Origin of the sequence: Vreelandella zhuhanensis (assembly GCF_009793355.1) — a bacterium.
Classification (GTDB): Bacteria; Pseudomonadota; Gammaproteobacteria; order Pseudomonadales; family Halomonadaceae; genus Vreelandella; species Vreelandella zhuhanensis.
Genome location: NZ_WTKP01000004.1, coordinates 162948 through 183928, shown reverse-complemented (window position 1 = coordinate 183928; position 20981 = coordinate 162948). Strand labels below are relative to the sequence as shown.

The window sequence follows — 20981 nt, the reverse complement described above, 5'->3', positions numbered from 1 at the left end:
CCTACTACCGCTGAATCACCAAAGGCGAAGTGACGGCTGATTGCCGCCCCGACGCTGACCGCCCGGAGCCGGCAAACAAGCTGTCTCCCTAGGAGCGGGAGGTTGTTGTGTATATTTGGGGTCACGCTTCTTGTCGAGTCGCCTCGCTTCATGGTCCGCCCACCTCGTCTCGGATCGCTTCCTGAGCGCGACTGACCAGCCCCTCGCAATACGCCATGTCCGGGTCGTCCCCCGTGCCCAAAAAGGGCACCAGGGCGGCGATGGGACCGGCGATGGCCCCGAGCACGGCACTGGCCCCGGCGCGCATTCCCAGCCCCAGGCCACCATTATGGACACCTGGCTCGATGGCATCGAAGGTCCCGCCCAGATGGAAGGGCGCGCTGCCGGTAAAGACGCTGGGATCCTTGGGGTGGGCGAAGACGGAGATATCCAGGCGCTCCGTGTTCAGGTCGACCTCGCCACCCGCCGTGAAGGTGGTATCCCGGGTGTCGATGACGAGGGTATCCAGTTCGGCGACGCCATTCCTCGCCTGCAGGTCGGCGTAGACGCACTCGATGGGGATCGGCTCGCGCCCGCGCAACCAGCTGAAGAACGCCTGGAGAGCATCGAGACCGGCCAGTTCCACGAGCACCGCATCGAGCCGGCCGCCGGTCATCAGCAGGAGCAGGCCGCCATCGGCCGACGCCAGGAGCTGGGCGACCGATCGGCCCTCGACCCAGAACTTCCCCCGTCCCCCCACGACGCCCGCGCTCTCTCTGGTCAGGTTCCAGTGGCGCAGGACATCGTTCAGATCCACGCGTCGCATCTCCACCTGCAGGGTACCGACGGGTGGCCAACTGCCGGCATCCAGGTCGAGTTCCAGGTCGATGTTTCCCTCGCCGATGCCGAAACTGACCGGCTCGAAGCGGCCGTGGCCGTCCTCGAGGCGAAAGTCGATATCCACCTTGCTCAACGGCACATCACCTGCCCGCACGGACGTTCCCCGGTAGCTTACGTCCGCCGTCAGGGTGTGCCAGCCCTCGCCGACGAAGGGCGTGTCGGGCAGGATGAAGCGGTCACCGTTTTCCTGTGCTTCCTGTGTTTCCTGTGTTGCCCCGAAGATGACCCCCAGGTCCGCGATATCGAGGGCGTCGGACTGCAGCTCGCCCGTCAGGTGCGGCGGGCGGGGTCGGGTATCGAGGCTAAGCCAGCCATCGAGGTCACTGCCGCCGATCTCCCCTTCCATGTTGCCGAGCTTCCAGCGCTGGTCGTTCAGCTCCAGGTTCCCCGACACCGAGTAAGGCGGCAGCTTCGGCAGCGCCACGCCCAGCAGGCGGCTGAGGCGCTGGGGGTTGGGGCCCTCCAAGGTAAACGTTAGCTTCTGGCCCTGCAGGGCGAGCGGTCGCAGAAGGGAGCCCTGCACCGCGATCCGGCTGCCGACGACCTCGGCCTCGAGGTCCAGTGCATAGGGTCGGCCTGGGTCACGGGCCTCGAGCAGGGAATCGCCTACCAGCGAGAGCGTTGCCGGTTCGCCGTCAAAGCGGCCTTCCCCCGCCACATGCAACTGCCGATTCCCCTCCTCCAGGCCACGACTCTCGAGCCTTAGGGTGAAATCCGTGTCGGACTGGGGATCCTCGAAGCGCAGCGTCGAGGGCTCGACCCGCATTCGGCCGATAAACGGTAGGAGCAGGTCCTGGCGCCTGCCGACGGGCAAGGTATCGCTCATCTCCAGGTGCCATTCTCCGGAGAGCCTGCCCAGCCGGTCTTCCATCGGCGTGAAGGTATCGACCAGCCGGGCCAGCGACAGGTCGTCGATTACCGTGTCGAGGCTTCCCGAGGCCGCCGCGCCGGAGGCGTCCATCACCAGGCGACTGGTGATGGTGCCGCCGGCAAGACCGAAGCGGAGGGGATCGACGTTTAGCGTTCCGGCATCGAGGCCGGCGTCCAGGTCGAGGCCCTGCAGTACGGTGCCGACAGGCAGTACCAGGCTGTCCGCGCGCAGCGCCACTTGCCCATCGAAGCCACGCAGCGGCGCCAGCAGTGAATCTGGCTCGGCCTCCCAGTTCGTTTCGGCGCCATCGGGGAGAAGCCGGGCAAGGACGATGCGTCCCGCCTCGAGGTCGGCCTGCACCACCGGACGCTCGGCATTGCGAAACTCGACGCTGCCGGCGACACGGGCCCCGCCTATCTCGCCCTCGAGCCCGGTGGCGGACCAGCGTTCGTTGTCCCGCGCCAGGCGACCTGCCAGGCGAAACGCGGGCAGGGGAGGCAGCACCGGCCCTGTCCAGGCGTCCAGATCGTCAGCGCCCGGGGCCTGGAGCATCACGTCGGCGGAGAGTGTCGCCGGATCCAGCAGCGAGGCGAGGGTGGTGTCGACCCGAGCCTGGAGGTTCCCGGAGCTGGCCTCCGCTGCGAGGCGATAGTCCTCGTCCAGCGCGACCAGCCCGGGCAGAGGGTCGCCCTGGACCTCCATGGTCAGTGGCTTGTTGCGGAAGGTGCCATTCATGCTGAGAAGCAGCGGCGGTGCCTTGCCGGTGGCGAGGGTAAGATCGAGGTCGCTTCCCACCTGTGGGTTGCGGTAGGAAAAACGGCCGTTGTCGATCTGCAGGTTGGCAAGCAGGGTCTCACGCGCGAACGCCCCGCGCTGCTCCAGCGGCGAAAGGCGCAACGCGACGTCGCCCGCCAGGGTGTCGCCCGATGCCGCATCACCGGGTTCGAGGGCGATGCCGAGGGTCTCCATGTTCAGTCTCTGCAGCGAGATCCGCGCCTCTGCCGAGAGCCTATCGGGGGTGCTGGTCAGGTCGGCGCTGGCCTCGACCTCGCCGCCTGCGATGCCGAAGGTGATCGGCTCCAACGCCAGCGCGTGTTCGGCAAGGTGCATCTCGGCGTCCAGGTCCTCCAACACCCGTTGATCCAGCGCCAGTCGACCCACCGACAGCGCTATCTTGCCGCGCAGGTCCGGCAGAACCGGTATGGCCAAGCCTGCCGTCTCTTCTCCTTCCGGCAGGGCCTCTCGCCAGGCAGCGAGATCGATCTGGGTGACATCCAGGCGACCGTTCAGGCGCGGGGCCTCGTCGGCGGTCTTCACCTCCAGATCACCGGTGAGGCGGCTATCGAGGGCGGAGGCGTTGATCTCGCTGAGTCGCCACTCGCTGCCTTCGCGGACCAGGCGTGTCGCCACCTGCAGAGAGCCCAGCTCCACGACAGGCAGCCCCAGCCACTGGGCCCAGTCAGCGGTTGACGCCACGCTGAGCTCGGCGTCTGCCTGCAGGGCCGCCAGGGAGGGGAGCTCGGGGAGACGGAAGGTGCCATTCAGCCGGTCATCGTCGGCGCCCAGGGATATCTCGCCACCGAAGGACGCGGCATCCCCAAGCAGGGCCTCCAGGGGATCGGTCTGCGCCTGCAGCGTAAAGCGGCGTTCCCTGAAGACGAATGTCGCCTCAGTGTTCATGGAGTCGCTGTCACGCTCGATCTGCAGGGAGGGAATCGTCAGCTCCACCGGCGTGTCCGCGCCGGCGGCTCGGTAGCGCACTTGGGCATCGGTCACGGAGAGCTTGCGGATGGTCACCGGCGGCGCCGTCGGATCATCGCCGGCAGCCGACGACTCGGCTGTCGTGCCCTGCGCATTCCGAAACACCCAGTTGCCGGGAGCGTCATGGCGCTGTTCGAGGGTGATGGTGGGGCCGGTCATCTCGACCGCGTCCAGCACGAACTCGCCATCGAGCAGGTCGCCAAGCGATGGCGAGACACTGACGCGCTGCGCCTTGAGCATCTGCGGCGAGGCGGCCCACGCCGGGTTGCCGATCCTGACGGCGTGCAGCGAGATCTTCGGGCGCGGGAGCAGATCGACGGTGATATCGCCCTCAATGGCTACCGAGCGTCCACTCGCCGCCTCGAGACGCTCGACGATCAACGGTTTGAAGACGTTCCATGACATCAGCTGCACGAGGGCAATGACGAGTACCACCAGTATCAGCGGGGCGAGCCACCACCAGCGCAGCTTCCTTGAGGCTCCCTGTGTCATCGGCTCCTCTTAAAGTGGTCGGATGCTAACTCCCCTTCTTAAATCTCTTCCCGGATTACTGTTCAAGTATAGCCTATCGTGCCTCTACATTCGGCTGATTGTGATGACTTGACTAACGCCGAAAAGCATTCTCGTTCGAAGCACAAAGCGACGCTTTGAGCATATATGCAAAGCTCCTAAAAGGCCGCTAAGGGTCGTTAGCTGCTCCAAGCTTAATATTGATGCCTCGCGCAGCTACTCCCTCAACATTACTTTACTGCATGCTTTGCACAGCCAAATCACCGTGATCGGCCTAGCACAATCTGCTTAAGTCGACTGCGTATCTTAAGCTTGGCGTTCAACGCCCAAGCCGCCAGACGAGCAGGCTCTGCCATGGATAAGAAGGCCCTCAACGAGCGCGATATTTGCACCAAGTTCATCACTCCCGTTCTGGAGCAGGCTGGGTGGGATATCCAAACCCAGGTTCGTGAGGAGGTTTCCTTCACGGCTGGGTGTGGGGGTTATCCAGGAACGGTCAGTCTTCCCGGTACTGCTGCCAGTAGCCTTCGATCTCATCGGCCATCTCGGCGGTAACTTCCCGGCGCTCTGGGTCCAGGCGCGGCGCATTCTCGATCGCATCCTCGGGTACATCGAGGATGAAAGTTTCTACCCCGGGCGTCACCAGCAACATGTCCCACGGCACGGCAACATGATCCTGTTGGAAGCCCAAAAAGCCGCCCTGGCCGACGATCGCGTAGGCAAGTTCATCACCCTCCGGCCCCATTACTCCATCTTCGATACTGCCCAGCTGCTCATCCTCGAGATTGCGCAAGTCAGTGCCGGTAACCCAATCGATCGAGAGCATCTGCCCTAACTCATCCACTGGGATTGCCGACACGATTTGCTGCTCGCGCCACGCGACCACATCGCCTGGCTGGACTCCTGCCTCCTGAAGCTCCTCAACATAGCCGTTATAAATCATCTGCAGACGTTGGCTGACTAACTCACAGCCTTCCGCGTCGCCGCGCCGCGCCAACGTGACGGCGGCATTCTGCAGAGATCGGAGTTCGTGCCCCGGGGCAGCCTGCCAGCCGATGGCAGCCCAAGGCACCGTCGCTTCCGGATCGGGAACGGGCGGAACGCTATCGGGTGCTGGGACAGGTTCCGATGCAACGCCGGGCGTCGTACCATAACCACGCCAGCCCCAGCCTGCGCGAAAACCGCTAAACCAATAACCCTCCTCGGCTACTTGCTGGGAGAAGACCATCAGGTCGTTGAGACATTCTTCGGCGATCTCGGCCTCGTCGAATGCCAGTGTCATTTCCTCTTGTTGGGCCAATGCCGCAGAAGTGCTCATAAGGGCGATGGTGCTGGTTGCGAAAAGAATGCGTAGCATCAGTGCCTCCAAATCTTGTTCAGTCACTCAGGAATGAATGCCATCGTTGGTCTTATGAGCCCTGCAACAGACTGGTCGGGCCTTATGGCCAAATGTCCTGCAAGTCATCAGACCTCTTGAAGAAGATAGGACTGATTTACGCCCTTTTCCACACAACTTAATCGGCGTAAATCATCTTGCGCGTCATGCCACCATCTACCACGAAATTCTGTCCAGTGATAAAGCCGGCTTGATCGGAAAGCAAATAGGCGACCATGGCGGCGATGTCCTGGGGCCTTCCCACCCGACCGGCGGGATGCTGGGCATGATCCTGTTCGTCGAGTTCAGCTGGCTGGCGTTGTGACGTTTTCTGCCAGTCGCTCACGTCAATCCATCCGGGACTGATGGCGTTGACGCGGATATCCGGTCCCAGGCTTACCGCCAAGGCATGAGTAAGCGCCTGGATGCCGCCTTTGCTTGCCGCATAGGCAATGCTGTCGGGCTCCGATTGCAGGGCGCGAGTCGATCCTATCAAGATCAGACTGCCGCAGGTGGCACGCAAATGAGGTGCTGCATGCTTGGCACACAGAAAGCCCGGGGTGAGGTTGGTATCCAGATAATTCTGCCAAGTGGCTAGTTCAAGGGTCTCGACGGGGCCACAAAACGGATCGGCAATCCCGGCATTATGAATCACGCCGTCCAGCCGGCCAAAGCGCGTCAGCGTTTGAGCCAGGCTATCGGCAATCTGTGCTTCATCGCGTACGTCCGAGTGCATGGCAAGCAGTTGCTGCGGGTGGCCAAGCCGCTCCCGACAGGATTCAATCGCTTCGGCATCGATATCCGTCAAGGCAACACAGTCACCTTGGTGGAGTAAATGCTCGGCAATGCCCAGTCCGATGCCCTGAGCACCGCCTGTCAAATAAATCACGCGACTATTGCTCATTTTTTTCCTCGCTTTCAGGTTCTTTCTGTCGGAGCGCATGGAAGGCGCTCCAAGGCAGCAGACGTTAGATACCGCTTTATCACAAACGTTGGGCTCCATGCCGCTGGCCATTTCATGCATACGGTACACCCATGCCGAAGCCCACACGGTGGTTGGAGACCATGAAGGCGTCGGCGTCCTCGTTCTTCTTGCGGATGCCAAGCGTCATTAACCCGCTATTTTCTCGATCAAGACGTGATAGAAGGGAATGCCTATCATCACGTTAAGTGGAAAAGTCACGCCCAGCGACGCCAGCATCGCAAGGCCGATATTGGCTTGGGGAACGCTCGCGCGCATCGCCGCTGGTGCGGCAATATAAGAGGCGCTGGCGGTCAGGGCCGCGAGAATCACCACGGAGCCAGTCGGCAGGTCCAGTGCCATGCCCATGGCGATACCCAGCATCGCCAATAGTGGCGGTGTGACGATGGCAAACGTCAGTAAGCGCCAGTGGTGCCAAGGCAGTGGGCGCAACGTCTGGGCGGCCGTCAGCCCCATTTCCAGCAAGAACAGGGCCAGCACACCCTTGAAGGCACTGGTAAACAGCGCGGTGACTTCTCCTCCTTGGATAGGCCCGTAAAGCGCACCGATCAGCACGCCGCCGCCTAGCAGTATCACGCCGCGGTTGGTCAAGGTCTCGTGCCACAGCTTGCTGACGCTCTCGTTGACTTCGGCCCCTTGGTGACGGCGGAACAGTGCAATGGCGATCATGATCGCGGGCAGCTCCATCGCCACCAGATACAGGGTGACCTCGCTGCCTACCAGTAGGTTGCGCGCTTCGACATAAGCCAGTGCAACGGCAAAGGTACCCGCGCTCACCGAACCGTAGTGCGCCCCGATACTGGCGCTGTCTGCCGCCGAGAGACGCACCAGTCGCCGCAGCACCGGCATCAACATCAGCGGAATCAGCGCCGAAAGGAGCGCAACGCCGGCAAGTTCCGGCACCAACCCCCAGTGCAGGTTACCATGCAGCGCCATGCCGCCTTTCAGGCCGATGGTCAGCATCAGCAACAGGCTGAGGGTGTCGTAGGTGGCTTTGGGGACTTGCAGGTCGGACTTCACCGCGCCGGCCACCAAGCCCAGCAGGAAAAACATCACCACGATATCAGGCATGGATACATCGCTCCGCGAGTTGATTTGGTGCAGGAGTTTGCCCATGGTGGGCTTAGTCGACTAATAATAAATCGGGTTTTTAGCATAGATGATGTTCTATATGAGTTTATTTCGATGAATGTTCGCCATCTCACCTTTCGGCTGTTGCAGGTCTATGTCAGCGTGGTGCGCTGCGGCTCGATCAGCGAAGCGGCGCGGCAACTCCATCTCACTCAACCGACCGTCTCTCAACAGCTCAAGCGGTTGAGCGAAGCGGTGGGTGGCCCCTTGCTGGAGCATCATGCCCAGGAACTCAGGATGACCGACACCGGCCAGGCGCTTTACCAGGCAAGCCGCGACGTACTCGGCCGCTTTGAGGACTTCGCCGATCAGCTAGGTGCGTTGCAGCAAGGCAGCAAGGGGCGCTTCAGTATTGCGCTGGTGAACACCGCCCAGTACGTGCTTCCCCGCCTGCTGGGGCCTTTTAGTCGCGCCTTTCCAGACGTCGATGTGACGGTGCATATCGGCAACCGTCGCCAGATGCTGACACGCTTTGAGCGCCAGGAAGACGATATCTATGTGTTCAGCCACCCGCCTTCACTGGACCATGCGGTGGCCGCCCGCTTTATGCGTAATCCGCTGGTGGCGATTGCCTCTACCGCACATCCGTTGGCTCAAGCGCCAGGGGTGCTCTCGATGGAACAGCTGCTCAACGAACGCTTGTTGCTGCGCGAGCCGGGTTCCGCTACTCGGATGCTGCTGGAAAGCTGGCTGCAGGAACACGGCTTGGCGATGCGCTCGACCCTGCAAATGGCCAGTAACGAGGCAATACGGGTGTCGGTGGGAGCCCAGATGGGCGTGGCGGTGCTCTCTGAGCATGTGCTGCCCAAAGAGCATCCCGAGCTTGTAGTACTGCCAGTACAGGGCCTGCCGATCGAAAGCCATTGGCAGCTGATAATCCGTAATGATCGCCGCCTACCGCAGCCGGCCCAGCGTTTCTTGCAGTACACGCGAGATCATCTGGAAGAGTGGATCGAGCCTCGCTTTGTGTGCAACGAACTGGCAGCGTTGTTCGAGGCGCTACCCTTCAAGTTGGAAAAGGGTTAGCCCTGGCTTACTCAGGATTGCCGATCACTACCCAGCCGTCGCTTTCGACGCTTACCGGAACTGCATCCAGCGCACATCCCAGCCCATGGCCCCCGACACCTTCGCCGGTACGGGTTAAAAAACTCGCTTCATGGTTAGTGCAGCGCAGAAGCTCGCCGTCTTGACTTAAAATACGTTTGCCACGCTGGTCCAAAGGTAAGTACTGGTGTGGGCAGGCGTTGACATAGGCGACAAGTGTGGACTCAAGCTTGATGAGTAGAAGTGGAAAACGTCCCTTTTCATTTTCCAGCGTGAGACTGCGCGTACTATTGGGAAGCAGTTCCTCTTCCTTTACGAGGCGCGTGCCTGGGGAAGGGGCACTACGGTAACTCTGCCATGATTGGGACATACGGTGCTCTCGATGCTTGGTTGGTTATCGATGTATCCAGGAAAATAAGTTCACTCATTCGGGCAGGCGCCCCTGGCGGGCCAGGCGACGTTTTACCCAGCGCTGATAGAGCCAGCTCAACATTGGCTTGATGCCGGGAAGCCCAATCAGCCAGGCCAATGGCTTGAGCCTGGGGGCGCGGTTCATCAACAGGATATACGTATCGAGACCGTTGTAGATCCGCCCCTGTTCATCTTCCACGTGCAGCGATAAAAGAGCCTCTTGCGGGTCCACTCCTCGCTCACGCAGCAGTGTTGCATTATCAGTTACATCCACCCATTCAATACCCTTCGCCTTGCTGCCGGCAAGCCGTTCATAGCGCTGCCTGTCCCGGCGGCAACCGGGGCATTTGGCGTCGTAATAAACGTAAAGTGTCGTCGGCTGGGTCATGGTTTCTCCTGGATGTAGCATTTAAGGCTAGCTCATTGTGCCAAGTGCAAGGCGGCGTGTTACAGAATCATCGCGGCCACCCAGCCGAAGGCGAGCAGCGGGATATTGTAGTGCAGAAAGGTGGGCACCACGCTGTCCCAGATATGGTCATGCTGACCATCGGCATTCAGGCCGGCAGTGGGGCCGAGCGTTGAGTCCGATGCCGGGGAGCCTGCATCCCCCAAGGCCGCAGCGGTACCCACCAGCGCAATGGTGGCCATCGGTGAAAAGCCGAAACTCAGTGCCAGCGGCACATAGAGGGAAGCGATGATCGGAATCGTCGAGAACGAGGAACCGATGCCCATGGTGATGAACAGGCCCACGAGCAGCATCACCAAGGCGGCAAGCCCCTTGTTGTCTCCGATCAAGTCGGCGGAGCTTGCGACCAGGCCTTCCACTTCGCCGCTGGCCTGCATCACGCTGGCAAAGCCCGCTGCTGAAATCATGATGAAGCCGACCAGGGCCATCATGCGCATGCCTTCGGTGAAAATGCCGTCCTGCTCATGCCAGCGGAACACACCGCTTACAGAGAGCAGTGCGAAGCCGAAGATGCCGCCGAGCACCATGGAACCGCTAAGTAGCTGAACGGTGACGGTCCCGACCAGGGCCGCCAACAGTACTGCCTTTTGCCAGGTAGCGAGATGGCGTGCCGCCTCGGCGGGTGTCTCATCGCCGTGAGCCAGGTCGCGGTCTTCATAATCGCGCTTCTTGCGATAACTGAACAACACCGCCACAGCCAGCCCCAATGCCATGCCGCCGATGGGAATCACCATGGCCATGGGTACCATCTGGCGGGTGACCTCCAAACCCAGCTCAGCACCGCTTTCGTTGAGATTGGCCAGCAGGATGTCATTCAGAAAGATCGAGCCGAAACCTACCGGCAGTAACATGTAAGGCGCGGTGATACCGAAGGTGATCACACAGGCAACCACCCGCCGGTCGAGCCTGAGATGATTCATGAGCTTGAGCAGGGGCGGCACCAGCACTGGAATGAAGGCGATGTGCACCGGGATCAAGTTCTGCGAGCTGATCGATGCCGCCAATAGTGCCGCCAGCAGGGTGTAAATGATCAAACGGTGGTTATCGCCGGTAGCGCTTTTGGAATCGTTGAGGTTAAGGCCGTTGATGGCGCGGCTGGCGAGTAGCTCGGTGACGCCCGAACGCGATAGCGCCACGGCGAAAGCACCCAGCACCGCATAAGACAGCGCAATAGTCGCGCCGTTACCCAGGCCGTCATTGAAGGCATCGAGAATCTCGCCCAAAGGCATGCCGGCATACAGGCCGCCTACCAGGGCTGCGATAATCAGGGCAAACACCACGGAAACCCGGGCAAGACTCAGGCCAACCATGACCAGGATGGCAAGAACAATGGCATTCATAAAAACTCTTATAACTCGAAGGGGTGGGTAACTCCCCCACTTTCTTGGAGGGGAAAAGAGGCTGCGCAGTTTACCTGTTATCTACGATAGGGCGCCAGAAACCAGCCTTCCTTATCACCAATTTTGAGTTTTCTGCTCCTTGATAACGTGAGTGGCCAAGAAAGTATTTGCAGATAGTAACGTTTGTTACTATATTCTTGGGGTCACCAGAACACGTCAGGTAACCAACAACAAGCAAATCGGAGCAGCTCATGATCAATATCCAGCAGATTCACCATGTGGCCTATCGCTGTAACGACGCCAAGGAAACCGTCGAGTGGTATCAGGACAAGCTCAATATGGATTTTCTGGTCGCCATTGCCGAAGACCAGGTGCCTTCCACCAAGGAACCGGATCCCTACATGCATCTGTTTCTGGATGCGGGCCAAGGCAATATTCTGGCGTTTTTCGAAATCCCCAACTCGCCTCCCATGGGCCGGGACCCCAACACCCCGGAATGGGTGCAGCACATTGCCTTTCAGGTAGCGGATGAAAAAGCGATGCTGGAAGCCAAGGCCGAACTACAAGCCAAGGGTGTGGACGTGATTGGCCCGACCGAGCACGGCATTATCGGCTCGATCTACTTCTTTGACCCCAATGGCCACCGGCTGGAGCTGACTTACGTAAAAGGCACGGCGGAGCAGATGAAGCAGCTCAAGGAAGTCGCCCCTGCGATGATCGAAGAATGGGCGGTCACCAAGAAAGCGCCCAAGCATGCCGCCTGGCTGCACGAGGAAGAATTCACTCCTTGAGTTTATCCTGCTCGGCAAGCTGGTGGGTGCGTTCCAGCAGCTTGTCGAGCAATCCATCGAGCAGTTGTTGTTCTTCAGCGCTCAGCGCGTCCAGCAAGTACGCCTCTCTTTCCAGTACCAACGGTACGATGTCCCGGTAGGTTTGCAGGCCTTTTTCCGTCAGTTGCAGGCGTAGATAGCGTCGGTCGTGCGCTGCCGGGTGCTGGAGCAGAAGCCCACGTTCCGTCATGCGGGCAATCGCCCGGCTCACTTGCATTTTTTCCAGATTGGTATGGGTCGCGATGTCCTTGGCGGAAAGCTCGGGATATTCGCTGAGAGTCGCCAGCACCCGCCATTCCTGATGCGTCAGATTGAAACGCCCGGTATACAACCGCCCCACAGCGCCACTCACGGCTGCCTGCAGATTGGCGAGGCGGTAGGGGAAGAAACGCTTCAATGTCAGTTGGGGAGTATCCGAATGAGTCACGATCTGGCGTCCGGTGGCAAGTGGGCAAAAAGGTTCAAGCCGCAGGCTTATAGTTTCAAGTGAAACAAATTTGATCCTGGTCAAGGTAGGCGCTGAATATCGCAACGATACTGCAGTTATTCACTAGAAGGGAGAACGATCATGACTCATCCCCAATCTCAAACCCCTGCAAAGCGTCCATCCTGGTGGGAGCGTGTCAGTGAGCGTTGCTACCGGGCTTCCACCCCTGCGTTGGCGCGAGGTATGCAGAACGAGTCGCCGGGCGCCTTTCATGAGGTGGTCAACGATATCACCCTGCCGCTGGATGCCACCTTTGAACAGGAAGTCGCCAAACAGCTGGCACAGGGTACCTATGTCGGGTTTCGCCCCGCCCAATCATTGATGCCGGTGATGGTGCAGCGCTTCGGTCTGGTGCTCGAAAACCTCGGCGAGAAGCAAGCATCTCTCGAAACCACCTGCAATGCATGCCCTGTGGTGGGCCATTGCTGGAAGTCGCTGCGCCACACCACCGATGTCGAGACCTTCCGTGACTTCTGCCCCAACGCCGACTCGTTTGATCGGATGGGTGCCCACGTCGAAGAGTAACCTTTCGAGGCTCTTTCGTTTCACGCGTAAACCCCGGCTCTGTCGGGGTTTAATCGTTCAGGGTTCTTGTCATTCAGGATTCTTGCCGACAGAGCGCCACCAGGCGTGCCTTGGAAGGGACGCCGAGCTTGGCGTAGGCCCGCTTGCGGTAAGTCTCGGTGGTGGAAAGCGCGATATCGAGCTCGGCGGCAGCGGTCTTGAGCGTGTGGCCACGTAACAGATACAGGCACAGCTGGCGTTCACGCTCGGAGAGAGGCGCCAATACTGCGGCTTCATGAGCGCTAGGTTGCTCGGGTCCGGCGCGGGTGCTGCTGTAATGGCGGCGAATCAAACTGGCCAGCAGCGGCGCCAGGCCATTCAGGCAAGCCAGGTCGGTCGAGGTGAAAGGGCCTCGCTGAGTGTCTCGATAGAGATTGAGATAATAGGCACCGTCACTGGCTGCTACGTTGAGCGAGACCTTGTCGATAAGATCGGGAAAAGCGAACAGATGACTACGATACGAAGGTGACATGGCCTCGCCCTGCATGGTGGTCAACTCTTCGGTGGAAAGATTTTCCCGGTTGTCGACCAACCGACGCAGGTGCAGGTAATTGGGGTCCTGGCGAAACAATCCACCGGCATAAAGACGAGCCAGGCGCCCGGCAACCCGAGGCTTATTCTGATTGGCGGCCAACAGGCAGTCGACTTCGTCATTATCGGCGTAGGCAAATATCATGCATTGCTCGATGCCCACGGCCTGTTGCAGCAAGGCGAGCAATTGGGTTTCGAAGCTGTCGCTTCCCATCGCCTCGATGCAAGCGGCCACGCCGGGAAACAGACTCGGCCAGTCGGTCAGCTCGGTGTCGAGAAAGTCGCTCATGGGAAATCCTTCAGGGTGGCTTGAACTGAGGCTGATGCGGTTTAAACAATGGCGGTGTCCAGGCTTTTGCGGGACAACCCCCCAGGCGACTTGGGTATAGGCTATCCCTGAGCTGAATGCTTGAAAACAACAGTAACAGGAGAACGCCATGCGACCCGCCGGTAAAGGCGAGCTCGACTCGCTGTATTTCGATTATCCGCATTTTCCCTTCGTGCGTCCTGCTGAATTGAATGGTGATCAACCCCGCCATCGGGTGGCTATCGTCGGGGCAGGGCCGGTCGGCGTGGCGGCCGCACTGGAGTTTGCCCGCCAGGGTATCGAATCGGTGGTGCTCGATGATAAGGCCACGCTCAATGACGGCTCCAGGGCGATCTGTCTTTCGCGTCACAGCCTGGAAATCCTGCAGCAGCTGGGCGTGGAAAAGCCTTTTATCGACAAGGCGCTGGGCTGGACGAGGGGGCGTACCTATTTTCACGACCATGAAGTCTATCGCTTCGAGATGCCGCATTCCGATCAGGAACGTTTTCTGCCGATGTACAACCTGCAGCAGCAGTACATCGAACAGTTTCTGGTCGACGCGGCCATGCAGAGCCCCTTGATCGAGATGCGCTGGCAGCAAGCGGTCAGCGACGCAACACAGAACGACGACGGCGTGACCTTGAGCGTCACCACCCCCGAAGGCGACTATCGGCTTGAGGCCGATTATCTGCTGGCTGCTGATGGGGCGCGCAGCGTGGTACGCAAGGCGTTTGATCTGTCCTTGCACGGGGAGGCCTACGAAGGCCGCTACGTGATTGCCGATGTGCGCATGAAATCCGACTTTCCCACCGAACGCCGTGCCTTTTTCAGCCCCTCGGTGATGCCCGAATCCACGCTTCTGGTGCACAAGCAGCCCGACGATATCTGGCGTATCGACTATCAACTGTTGGCCGATGAAGACCCCGACCAGGCGGTGACCGAGGCGGCCATCCGCGAACGCGTGGGCATGATCATCGAGATGCTTGGCGAAGACAGCGAATGGGAGCTTGAGTGGTGGAGCCTTTACAAGGCTTACACCCTGGCGCTGGAGGATTATCGCCATGGTCGCGTGCTGTTCATTGGCGACAGCGCCCATCTAGTGCCCATCTTCGGAGTGCGTGGGCTCAATAACGGCCTGGCAGATGCAGTCAACGCCGCCTGGAAACTGGCCTGGGTGCTCAAGGGCGAGGCATCCGAGAAACTGCTGGATAGCTACAGCCCGGAACGGCGCGGCGCCACGCTGGAAGTCTTCGCCAATGCAGGCAAGAGTACCCGCTTCATGACCCCGCCCAGCCGTGGCTATCGGCTGATGCGCGATGCCGCTTTATCGCTGGCGCTGCGTAACGATTACGCCAGCAGCTTCGCCGACCCGCGCCAGGTGACCCCCTACACCTATGCCGACAGCCCGGTAACTGCCAGCGGTGATGCCGGTTTCACCGCTGGCCCGATGCCCGGCGCGCCCTTGATCAACCGCCGCTTGGGCGAAGACGATTTTCTGCTCGACCACCTGGGCGCGGGGTTCAACCTGCTGGTGTTTAGCGAGGATGGTAGCGTGACGCCTGAACTGCAGACAGCATTGACTGATCTTCAGGCACGCAATACCGGTCTGGATGTGCTGGTGATCGCGCGCCATTTCGGAACGGCACCCTTGGGCACCACTCTGGTCGATCGGCAGGGGGCTTGCTTCGATGGCTATGACGCCGAGCCCGGCAGTGCCTATCTGGTGCGCCCGGATCGCCATGTCACGGCCCGCTGGAAGACACTCGACGCTTCCACCCTGAACACTGCCTTCAAGACCGCTCTGGGAGAACACTGATGACCACGCCGACCTCGACACAGACAACCTTGCCGTTTTCCGATCTCGAACAGGTCTATGAGCAGCTGGCCGTGACGCTGGATGCCGTGCCCGAGACGCAGGAAACGTTGTTCCTCGCCCAACTGGCGCTGGCGCTGGCCCATCGTGTGCCCGACGTGGCGCAGGTGATGGCGGCGATACAGGAAGCCCGCGACGGCCTGGAAACTTAGTCAGCAAAGGCTCCCTGGCGCCGGGCTAACCCTTGGAAGCTAGCCCTTGCTAATAGGTATGGCGGTTTCTTCCTTGATATTACGCAGCACGAAATTGGAGCTGACCTGGGAAATACCGTTGAGGGTGAAGAGTTTTTCGTTCAGAAAGCGGTCATAGGCCGCCATGTCCTCGATCACCACGCGTAGCACGAAGTCGGCGTTGCCGGTGGTGGCATAGCACTGCAGCACTTCCGGGTACTGCAGGATACGATTTTCGAACTCGGCGGTATTGTCGATATGGTGGCGAACCAGCGTCACCATCACCAACGCCGATAACGGCTGCCCCACCCGGCTGGGTTCCACCAGGGCGGCGAAGCGGCGGATGACGCCGCTCTCTTCCAGGGCCTTGACCCGGCGCCAGCAGGCGGCGGGTGAGAGGCCAATCTGTTCGGCAAGTTCATTGTTGGTAATACGTCCCTGCTGCTGGAGTAGCGTGAGAATGCGCCGGTCATGTCCGTCCAGGGTGGTTTCTTTGGTGGTCTCTTTCATGGGGATATTTCATATTTTGATGAATGGCTGAATATAATTGCGTTAAAGCTAAAAAAAAGAAAGAAATTATTGAAATTTACGGTTTTAGAGAGTGTTTTAGCAAGCACCTTTAGCGCGCTCTTGGCTAGACTTCAGGTCATTACAATCATAAATAAATCTCCGACCTGACTGGTGACATCTCATGACGACTTCTCCTCGTGTCGAGCTCGAAGGCTCTCTCGACAGCTCTCTCAATGATTCTGTTGATATCACGCTTGATGACTATGCATTGGCTGATCGCTATAGCCGTGGCCAAGGGCGTATTTTTCTGACCGGCACCCAGGCGCTGGTGCGTATCGCCCTGCGCCAGGCCGAACTCGATCGCCGCGATGACCGCCAGACGGCGGGGCTGATCAGCGGTTACCGTGGCTCGCCCCTGGGTGGGGTCGACCAGGCGATCTGGCAGGCCAAGGCCGCCATGGACGAACATAACATCGACTTCGTCCCCGCGATCAACGAGGACCTTGCCGCCACCATGATGCTGGGTTGCCAGCAGGTCGAGACCGACCCCGAGCGGCAGGTGGAAGGCGTGTTCGGCATGTGGTACGGCAAGGGACCGGGGGTCGATCGCGCAGGCGATGCCTTGAAGCACGGCAATGCCTACGGCAGCTCGCCCACCGGCGGTGTGCTGGTGGTGGCCGGTGACGACCACGGCTGTGTGTCTTCTTCAATGCCGCACCAGTCGGATGTGGCCTTCATGGCCTGGTTCATGCCGGTAGTAAGCCCCGCGTCATTGGCGGAATACGAAACCTTCGGTCTGTGGGGGTATGCGCTGTCGCGGTTCTCCGGTTGCTGGGTGGGCTTCAAGGCCGTTTCCGAAACCGTGGAAAGCGGTGCTTCGGTCGAGGTGCCGCCGCTGCCTGAGTATGCGACGCCCGACTTCACGGTTCCCGAAGGCGGTCTGCACTACCGCTGGCCCGACTTGCCGGGGCCTCAGCTCGAGACGCGCCTTGAGCACAAGCTTGCCGCCGTGCAAGCCTTTGCCGAGGCCAACCCCATCGATCAGCGGCTGTTCCGCCACGAGAATGCAAGCTTCGGGATCGTCACCACGGGCAAGGGGCATCTGGACCTGCTCGAGGCGCTGCGCCTGCTGGGGCTGGATGAAGCCAAGCTGGGCGAACTGGGGGTCGAGCTCTACAAGGTCGGCATGGTCTGGCCGCTGCACCGGCGTGGCATCCTGGACTTCATCCATGGCAAGCGTGAGGTGCTGGTCATTGAAGAAAAGCGCGGGATTATCGAAAGCCAGCTGAAAGAGTATATGTCGGAACCCGATCACCCCGGCGAAGTGCTGATCACCGGCAAGCAGGATGAAACCGGCAAGCCGCTGATTCCCTTTGTCGGTGAGCTCAGTCCGCGTCTCCTGGCGGGCTTCGTGGCGGAGCGTCTGGAGCGCTTTTTCGAGATCGATCTCAGTGGGAACCTGGCGGCGATCGATCGTTGCCAGGCCGGGGCCAAGGAATTGGGTGGCGTACGCCGCATGCCGTATTTCTGTTCGGGTTGCCCGCACAACAGCTCAACCAAGGTGCCCGAAGGCAGCAAGGCCCTGGCGGGCATCGGTTGTCATTTCATGGCCTCATGGATGGATCGCAGCACCGAATCGCTGATCCAGATGGGCGGCGAAGGCGTCAACTGGGTGGGCAAGAGCCGCTTTACTGGCAACGGCCACATCTTCCAGAACCTTGGCGAAGGCACCTGGTTCCATTCGGGCTCGATGGCGGTGCGCCAGGCCGTGGCCGCCAACGTCAATATCACTTACAAGATTCTGTTCAACGACGCCGTGGCCATGACCGGCGGTCAGCCGGTGGACGGCCAGATCAACGTGCCCATGATCGCCCGGCAATCGCTGGATGAAGGCGTGCGCCGGGTGATGGTGGTGAGTGACGAGCCGGAGAAATACCGGGGACATGAAAAGGAATTTCCCGAGGGCGTGACCTTTCACGGGCGCGAGGAGATGGATACCTTGCAGCGTGAACTGCGCGAGATCCCGGGCTGCACCGTACTAATTTATGACCAGGCCTGCGCGGCGGAAAAACGTCGGCGTCGCAAGCGCGGCCTGCTGGAAGATCCGGCGCGCCGGGTATTCATCAACCACCACGTCTGCGAAGGCTGCGGCGACTGCTCGGTACAGTCCAACTGCCTGTCGGTGGTGCCTCGGGAGACCGAACTGGGTCGCAAGCGCAAGATCGATCAGTCCTCCTGTAACAAGGATATGTCCTGCGTCAGTGGGTTTTGTCCCAGCTTTGTCACCGTCGAAGGCGGCGAGCTGCGTAAAGGCCAGGGCGTGGCGGCGGATAACGCCTTCTGGGAACGCATCTCACGTTTGCCGACCCCGACGCTTACCAGTCTTCAGGCGCCTTATGACCTCCTGGTAGGCGGTGTGGGTGGCACCGGTGTGGTCACGGTAGGCCAGCTGATCACCATGGCCGCGCATCTGGAAGGCAAGGGCGCCAGTGTGCTCGACTTCATGGGCTTTGCTCAGAAGGGCGGGGCGGTACTCAGTTACGTTCGTCTGGCGCCACTGCCGGGCGAGCTGAATCAGGTGCGTATCGAAACCGGCCAGGCCGATGCCTTGATCGCCTGCGACATGGTGGTGGCAAGCTCGCAGAAAGCGCTCAATGTGCTGCAGCCGACGACCCGAATCGTCGCTAATCTGGCGGAGCTGGCCACCGCGGATTACGTCCTGTATCGCGATGCCGACATGCAGCCCGACAAGCGCCTGCAATTGCTGCGTGACGCCGTGGGTGAGTCGCGTTTCGCGACCCTGGATGCCAATCGTCTGGCCGAGCAGTTGCTGGGGGACACGGTATTTTCCAACATGATGATACTGGGCTTCGCTTGGCAACAAGGGCTGGTGCCGCTTTCCGAACCGGCGCTAAAGCGAGCCATCGAACTCAATGGCGTGGCGGTGGAGAAGAACCGCCAGGCATTTGCCTGGGGACGTCTGGCGGCGGTGGAACCCGACTACCTCCAGCAGCGCCTGGATGCGGTGCCGCTACCCACGGGCGCCACATTGGATGATGTGGTGGCGCGTAACGGCCGCTACCTGGAACGCTACCAGAACCGTGCCCTGGCCGAACGTTACGCAGCACGGATGGCCAAGGTGCGTGAGGCCGAGGCTTCCGTGGGTGGAAGCGAAGCGTTGAGCGAGGCAATCGCCCAACAGCTCTATCGCTTGATGGCTTACAAGGATGAGTACGAAGTGGCGCGGCTGTATACCCAGAGCGATTTCCTCGACGAGGTCAAGGCCACCTTTGCCGGTGATTATCGGTTGAATATCCACCTGGCGCCGCCGCTTTTGGGCGGACGCAAGGATACCCAGGGACGGCCGGTGAAGCGCCGCTTCGGCCCTTGGGTGTTGAAGGCCATGGGAGTGCTGGCGAAAATGCGCGGTTTGCGCAATACCGCCCTCGACCCTTTCCGTTTCAGTGCCGACCGCAAGCTCGATCGCAAGTTGCTGGCGGATTACGAACAGCTGGTCGATGAGTTGCTGGCGCGCCTGGACGGCACCAACCACGCCACGGCATTGGCCTTGGCCAAACTGCCGGAAGAGGTACGTGGCTACGGCCCGGTACGTGAGCAGGCCGCCGAGAAAGCCGCCGAGCGCCAGGCTCGGCTGCTCAAGGAACTGCGCGAAGACAAGCCGGTGACCATTGCCTCAGTGGCCTGATTCCGGTTTGCTGTCGACTGCCTGAGCCGATGCTGCGTCATGTCGCACCAGGCTCAGGTAACTTACCAGTGAAAGCAGGCCGGAGGCACCGATCGCCAAGGCCATGGTGAGCGATGAACCGTCATGTAGTTGCCCGACCACGCCGCCGACCACGGCGGCGATGGTCATCTGCAAGAAGCCGAATAGCGAGGAAGCCGCCCCGGCACAGTGGGGGTTAGGCGAAAGCGCACCGGCCATGGTCTGCGGCATGAGAATACCCACACCTATCATGAAGATCACATGGGGACCGACTACCGCCCAGGGAGCAAAGGCCCCGGCGATGGCCAGTACCGCCATGCTGCCTCCCCCCAACGCGCACAGCAGCGTTCCCCGTTGTATCAGACGATCGCGTCCCAGGCGATGGCTATAACGACCGCTGACCAAGGTGCCGGTGAAAAAGCCGGCCACGATCAGGATAAAGAAAAGCCCGTAGTGAAAGGGGGTCACCCCGAGAAACTCGATCAATACGAACGAGGAACCGGAAAGATAGGCGAACAGCCCGGAAAAGGCGGTGGCATTGGTCAAGGTGTAACCGATGAAGGCGCGCTGGGTAAGCAACCTGCGGAAATTGCTCAGGATGGCGCCCGGATGAATCGACTGACGCCGGTCGAGAGGTAGCGACTCGGGCATGGCCAGGCTGAGAATCAGCAACATCACACCGGCATACAGCGCCAGTACCACGAACACCGACTCCCAACCGAAGAACACCAGCAGCCCGGCGCCTACCAAGGGGGCCAGTGCCGGTGCCAACGCCATGGCGCTGGCCATGTAGGAAAGGATTCGCCCGGCTTCCAGAGGGCCGTGAATATCACGTACCGCCGCCCGCCCCAATACCGGGCCGGCAGCGCCGCCGAAGGCTTGCAGAAAACGCCCTATCAGCAACACCTCGATGCTGGGTGCAAAGGCACATAACAGGCTGGCCAGCAAAAAGAGTGTAATCCCCCCGACCATGATCGGCTTGCGGCCGAACCGGTCGGAAAGCGGCCCACAGAGTAGCTGCGCCATGGCAAAGCCGGCCATATAAAGGCTAAGGGTCAACTGCACCTGATCCGGGCCGGTATTCAAGGCCTCGGCCATGGCCGGCATGGCCGGCAGGTACATGTCGGTTGCCAAGGGACCCAGCGCCGTCAGGGCCGCGAGCACCGCGACGGTGGTGGGGGACGTCAGCTTCAGCACCCGAATCTCCTTGGGCAG

The 20981-nt window shown here is 60.5% G+C and carries 17 protein-coding genes; 6 read left to right on the top strand and 11 right to left on the bottom strand.

Annotation, left to right across the window (positions count from 1 at the left end; all coding sequences use genetic code 11):
• Positions 1–148: 148 nt before the first annotated feature.
• The 4 genes from GPM19_RS07040 to GPM19_RS07025 all read right to left on the bottom strand — a co-directional run bounded on the left by GPM19_RS07040 (position 149) and on the right by GPM19_RS07025 (position 7449).
• Positions 149–4003, bottom strand: coding sequence for an AsmA family protein (locus GPM19_RS07040; RefSeq protein ID WP_160418307.1), 3855 nt, complete (start codon positions 4001–4003; stop codon positions 149–151).
• Between the two features lie 514 nt (positions 4004–4517).
• Positions 4518–5378 (bottom strand): PRC-barrel domain-containing protein, encoded by an 861-nt coding sequence (locus GPM19_RS07035; RefSeq protein ID WP_160418305.1) that lies wholly within the window; start codon positions 5376–5378, stop codon positions 4518–4520.
• 157 nt (positions 5379–5535) lie between these two features.
• Positions 5536–6300, bottom strand: coding sequence for an SDR family oxidoreductase (locus tag GPM19_RS07030; RefSeq protein WP_160418303.1), 765 nt, complete (start codon positions 6298–6300; stop codon positions 5536–5538).
• Positions 6301–6507: 207 nt separating this feature from the next.
• Positions 6508–7449 (bottom strand): sodium-dependent bicarbonate transport family permease, encoded by a 942-nt coding sequence (locus tag GPM19_RS07025; protein WP_160418301.1) that lies wholly within the window; start codon positions 7447–7449, stop codon positions 6508–6510.
• A gap of 114 nt (positions 7450–7563) precedes the next feature.
• Between GPM19_RS07025 and GPM19_RS07020 the strand changes: the two genes are divergently transcribed.
• Positions 7564–8535, top strand: coding sequence for a LysR family transcriptional regulator (locus tag GPM19_RS07020; protein WP_160418299.1), 972 nt, complete (start codon positions 7564–7566; stop codon positions 8533–8535).
• A gap of 7 nt (positions 8536–8542) precedes the next feature.
• Here the strand turns inward: GPM19_RS07020 and GPM19_RS07015 are convergent, their stop codons facing one another.
• Genes GPM19_RS07015 through GPM19_RS07005 form a run of 3 tightly spaced genes read right to left on the bottom strand, consistent with a single transcriptional unit; the run spans position 8543 to position 10770 of the window.
• A complete protein-coding gene (locus GPM19_RS07015; RefSeq protein ID WP_160418297.1) occupies positions 8543–8923 on the bottom strand; it encodes a Rieske (2Fe-2S) protein in 381 nt (126 codons plus the stop codon).
• A 54-nt stretch (positions 8924–8977) separates the two neighbouring features.
• Positions 8978–9352, bottom strand: coding sequence for a thiol-disulfide oxidoreductase DCC family protein (locus GPM19_RS07010; protein ID WP_160418295.1), 375 nt, complete (start codon positions 9350–9352; stop codon positions 8978–8980).
• Between the two features lie 59 nt (positions 9353–9411).
• The gene (locus tag GPM19_RS07005) at positions 9412–10770 is read right to left on the bottom strand and encodes a Na+/H+ antiporter family protein (protein ID WP_160418293.1); all 1359 of its coding nucleotides are present in this window, start codon (positions 10768–10770) and stop codon (positions 9412–9414) included.
• Positions 10771–11021: 251 nt separating this feature from the next.
• On the opposite strand from GPM19_RS07005, the gene GPM19_RS07000 reads away from it, so the two are divergent.
• On the top strand, positions 11022–11561 hold the full coding sequence (locus GPM19_RS07000; RefSeq protein WP_160418290.1) for a VOC family protein: 540 nt from the start codon (positions 11022–11024) through the stop codon (positions 11559–11561).
• On the opposite strand, the gene GPM19_RS06995 is transcribed toward GPM19_RS07000, so the two are convergent.
• Positions 11551–12027 (bottom strand): MarR family winged helix-turn-helix transcriptional regulator, encoded by a 477-nt coding sequence (locus GPM19_RS06995; protein ID WP_202114734.1) that lies wholly within the window; start codon positions 12025–12027, stop codon positions 11551–11553. The two genes, GPM19_RS07000 and GPM19_RS06995, sit on opposite strands and share 11 nt — an antisense overlap.
• Before the next feature lie 141 nt (positions 12028–12168).
• Here GPM19_RS06995 and GPM19_RS06990 point away from each other — a divergent pair, with 141 nt between their 5' ends.
• Positions 12169–12612 carry a hypothetical protein gene (locus tag GPM19_RS06990; RefSeq protein ID WP_160418288.1) on the top strand — a complete coding sequence of 148 codons (444 nt, stop codon included), beginning with the start codon at positions 12169–12171 and terminating at the stop codon, positions 12610–12612.
• Positions 12613–12685: 73 nt separating this feature from the next.
• Here the strand turns inward: GPM19_RS06990 and GPM19_RS06985 are convergent, their stop codons facing one another.
• On the bottom strand, positions 12686–13471 hold the full coding sequence (locus tag GPM19_RS06985) for a LuxR C-terminal-related transcriptional regulator (RefSeq protein WP_160418286.1): 786 nt from the start codon (positions 13469–13471) through the stop codon (positions 12686–12688).
• 148 nt (positions 13472–13619) lie between these two features.
• Here GPM19_RS06985 and GPM19_RS06980 point away from each other — a divergent pair, with 148 nt between their 5' ends.
• Both GPM19_RS06980 and GPM19_RS06975 read left to right on the top strand, forming a co-directional pair.
• Positions 13620–15305, top strand: coding sequence for an FAD-dependent monooxygenase (locus GPM19_RS06980; protein WP_160418284.1), 1686 nt, complete (start codon positions 13620–13622; stop codon positions 15303–15305).
• Entirely contained in the window at positions 15305–15514 is a 210-nt protein-coding gene (locus tag GPM19_RS06975) for a hypothetical protein (RefSeq protein ID WP_160418282.1), read from the top strand. The genes GPM19_RS06980 and GPM19_RS06975 overlap by 1 nt, the downstream gene beginning before the upstream one ends.
• Before the next feature lie 39 nt (positions 15515–15553).
• Here the strand turns inward: GPM19_RS06975 and GPM19_RS06970 are convergent, their stop codons facing one another.
• Positions 15554–16042, bottom strand: a complete 489-nt coding sequence (locus GPM19_RS06970; RefSeq protein ID WP_160418280.1) for an Lrp/AsnC family transcriptional regulator — start codon at positions 16040–16042, stop codon at positions 15554–15556.
• A gap of 181 nt (positions 16043–16223) precedes the next feature.
• Here GPM19_RS06970 and GPM19_RS06965 point away from each other — a divergent pair, with 181 nt between their 5' ends.
• Positions 16224–19748 carry an indolepyruvate ferredoxin oxidoreductase family protein gene (locus GPM19_RS06965; protein WP_160418278.1) on the top strand — a complete coding sequence of 1175 codons (3525 nt, stop codon included), beginning with the start codon at positions 16224–16226 and terminating at the stop codon, positions 19746–19748.
• Here GPM19_RS06965 and GPM19_RS06960 read toward each other — a convergent pair.
• Positions 19737–20963 carry a multidrug effflux MFS transporter gene (locus tag GPM19_RS06960; protein WP_160418277.1) on the bottom strand — a complete coding sequence of 409 codons (1227 nt, stop codon included), beginning with the start codon at positions 20961–20963 and terminating at the stop codon, positions 19737–19739. The genes GPM19_RS06965 and GPM19_RS06960 overlap by 12 nt on opposite strands.
• Positions 20964–20981 lie beyond the last annotated feature (18 nt).